This is a genomic window from Terriglobus sp. YAF25, assembly GCF_052113305.1.
Classification (GTDB): domain Bacteria; phylum Acidobacteriota; class Terriglobia; order Terriglobales; family Acidobacteriaceae; genus Terriglobus.
The window spans coordinates 1-3,421 of record NZ_JBFRCY010000799.1; the positions used below are offsets into that span (position 1 = coordinate 1).

Annotated in this window: 2 protein-coding genes; both read right to left on the minus strand. The window is 55.1% G+C overall.

The genetic code is table 11. The annotated features are described in order from the left end of the window. Positions 1-1,889: TonB-dependent receptor domain-containing protein (locus AB4043_RS23860; RefSeq protein WP_442308297.1), on the minus strand; the 1,889-nt coding region annotated here is incomplete at its 3' end. Continuing rightward, the coding region (locus tag AB4043_RS23865; protein WP_442308298.1) for an outer membrane protein assembly factor BamB family protein at positions 1,879-3,421 on the minus strand (1,543 nt) is incomplete at its 5' end. The genes AB4043_RS23865 and AB4043_RS23860, both read right to left, overlap by 11 nt.

Sequence of the window (3,421 nt, forward strand, 5' to 3'; positions counted from 1 at the left end):
TTTCTCGACCGCAGAAGCGATATTCCCCTCATCCCGCGGTAGGTAACCGCAAGGGTCAGTCCCTTCACCAGCTCACGTTCCGCCGTAAGGCTGTAGTTGATGTTGTACGGGACTCGTCCAGCAGGCTCCAGTGTCACAAGATTGGTCGGGAAGGAGTTAATGTCCATACCCGGAGGATACGGATTTGGATAGCCAGGATTCAGAAGAGTAACCGCTCGAATCGTATGCCCGTTGTATCGATTCAGATCGGCTTCCGGCGGAGCGCCGCTTCGATCGAAGAAAAGCCCGGCTCCCCCTCGCAGTACGGTCTTCTGGTCTTTGAAGCGGTATGCTATGGACCCGCGTGGACCAAAATCATTCCATGCCTTGAAGTAGGTTTGCCAGTCATAGCGGATACCGAACGATACCTGTAAGTTTTTTCTCAACTGGACCTGGTCTTGCACAAATGCGCCCAGTTCGTTCATCCAGAAGATCGCGCGTCCGGGGCCAGCCTGCTGCGTGAAGGAATATGGCTTTGCCGACTGGTAATCACTGAGACTCGCAAAGTTGTACGTACCCCACCGATTCGAATTGTCGTCCCATGCACGGCGACTCAGATTGGGAATATTCACGCCAAATGTGACGTAGTGATGTCTGTGGGTCCAACTCACAGTGTCGTTGATCTTCAGATTGTTCTCATTCTGCAGCATGTCGGCCTGGGCGCCTCCGCCAACGAAATTCCCATCGACAACAATCCTGGGAGCGTTCGTCGTACTGCGGATGGGACCATAGTCTTGCTCATAGAACAATTGGATCTGGTTCAGAAGGTTCGGCGTCACGATGATGCGCTGTGTGAAGATCACATCATCCTCGCGGACTCTCTGATTCGTTCCCGCCTCAGCCAGAACAAGCCCGCCCACACTTTGGTTCCTTGTCACGACATCACTGACGTTGTATTGAAGCGAGACGCGGTTCGCCGGCGAGAAGTCGTGCGAAATACGTGCCGCAAACTCTGTATTGTGCAATGGCGTTGCAACATTGGCGTTGGTGACACCCGAAGGGGTGATGGCATGCACGATGGATTGGAGATTGTCTTCCTGCCGCGTTCCGGAGATGAGGAAGGTTGTGTGGTGGTCCATCGCCGCAGGCCCCGTGATGGAACCCTCGTAAATCCGCTTCTGTTCGAACGGTTTCGTTACCGCGAAATAGTTTTTCGCATCCGTCACAGAGTCTCGTATGGTGAAGTTAAAGCTGCCGTGAACATGCGGAGTTCCTGGCTTGGTAATGATGTCGATGCGGCCGCGTCCGGGCTGTCTCGTTTCCGCGCTATACGGATCTCGATTGATCCTCACCTCCGCGATCGCGGAAGCCGAAACACCGATTCCCTTCCTCTCGACCCCGTCCACAACAATGGTTACTCCCCCGGTGCCAATACCTGTTTGGTCAAGAAAGGGGCTAAGCGCCGCGATGTAGTTTTGGTCAAACACCGGCACGGATTGCAACAGACTCGCGTCCGCCTTGATCTGGTCTCGATTATTCGAGTCATCCAACGAGACGGCATCGGGTTCGCTAGCGACGACAACCTCTTGTGCGACCGAGCTCACCTTGAGCTGAATAGAGAGACTGACCGCATTCGTGCCCGCCGCGATATTTCTTTCGTACGCTTCGAAACCGTGGGCTGCTTCCACTCTCAACCGGTAGGCACCCGGCGCCACGTGTAAAAACCGGAAGCTTCCATTGTTGTCCGACGTCGTAGTTAGCTTCCGGCCATTGGCGGAAATTGCAACCTGAACATCTGGGACATTCGCGCCATCTGGATCTGAGATATGTCCTGACACCGTCACCTGTGAGTACAAGGCTGACGACAGGAAGAGCAGAACAAGAGTGCGAAGAAGAATTCTAAAGTTCATCGAATAAAAGCGTATGCCGGGTAGCCTGAATTTTCCCTGAAGCACAGCGTGGAATCGACATAGCCGCTTCCGCATCCATGGGCGTTTTCCGCAAAGAAAACCGACCTGGCCCCGCCGGAAAGAGAGCGAGATCAGATGCGCTTAGTTGTTTTATAAGCTGCGATGTAGCCACGGTCGGCGCCGCCTTCACAGAGGGCGATACCTGTGGCGCCCTTGCGGAAGGCTGTGTAGGTCGAAATGCCACCGCGCCATTAGCATCAGGGAGGCTGTACACCACCAATGAATCACTGGCCAATTTAGCGCCGATCAGGCCGCCCCCGGTTGCGACAACAGCTACATATTGCTTACCATTCGCGGCGTAGGTAATCGGCGTAGCTTCTGCGGAAGCCGGCAATTTGACTGTCCATATCTCTTTTCCGTTTTTTGCATCAAATGCCCGGAAGCGAGAGTCATCGGTAGCACCAATGAAGACCAATCCGCTGCCCGTGATGATAGCTCCGCCGAGACCCGGCCTACCAGTATTCCGCTTCCCCTCGGGCAAACTATCGGTAACTCCCAGTGTCGAGCGCCATGCTATCTTTCCGGTATTGACGTCGACAGCCACCAACTCTCCCCAAGGCGTGGGACCACAGGGTAAGTGATTGCTGGGATTCCAGAAGCGCGCCACGCCCGCGAGCGGCCCCGAGTTGATATAGCTCCCGTCAGCGTCGCGTATCACACGCACCGGCTGCGCAAGATTGTTCACATTGGCTATGAATAGACCGAGCTTAGGATCGAACGCTCCGCCATAATAGTTCACGCCGCCTTGTGTCCCGGGCAGAACAACGGTGTACCGATCTAATGCCGGAGGGGTATATACATCTCCGAGGAGCATATTGTTGTCATCGACATATCGTTCGCACCATGCCTGATGCTCAGGGGTGTCCTTGTAGAGGTTCGATCGGCTTAGGGTCGTTTGCGAAAGCGGTTCGGGAAGCACGGGGAAGGGTTGTGTTGGAGAAGTCTTTTCTCCAGGGACATTACTTGCAGGAACGGGTCGCTCCACAACACCGTAGATCGGCTTGCCCGTAACGCGATCGAGAATAAACATCAATCCGTTTTTGTTAACAGTGGCTACCGCGGGGATGATTTTGCCGGCGCGCTTTACATCAAACAGAGTCGGTGGCGACTGGGTGTCTATATCCCAGATGTCGTGGTGAACCACTTGAAAATACCACAGCAGCTTGCCAGTATTTGCATTGACGGCGACGAGAGAAGAACCGAATAGATTATCGCCTGGCCGATCGACACCAACGCGATCATTATTGGGCGCTCCTAGAGGCATATAGAGAATGCCTCGTGCCTCGTCGATCGTCATGTAACCCCAGACGTTGACGCCCGACCGATCCTTCCAGGAATCGCCGGCCCAGCTTTCGTGCCCCGGCTCTCCCGGCCGCGGAACGGAGTGAAACGTCCATACCAGTTTGCCCGTATGTGCATCCCAGGCACGAGTGTCGCCGGCAGGACCAACGCCCCCGAGCGCTCCTCCCGGC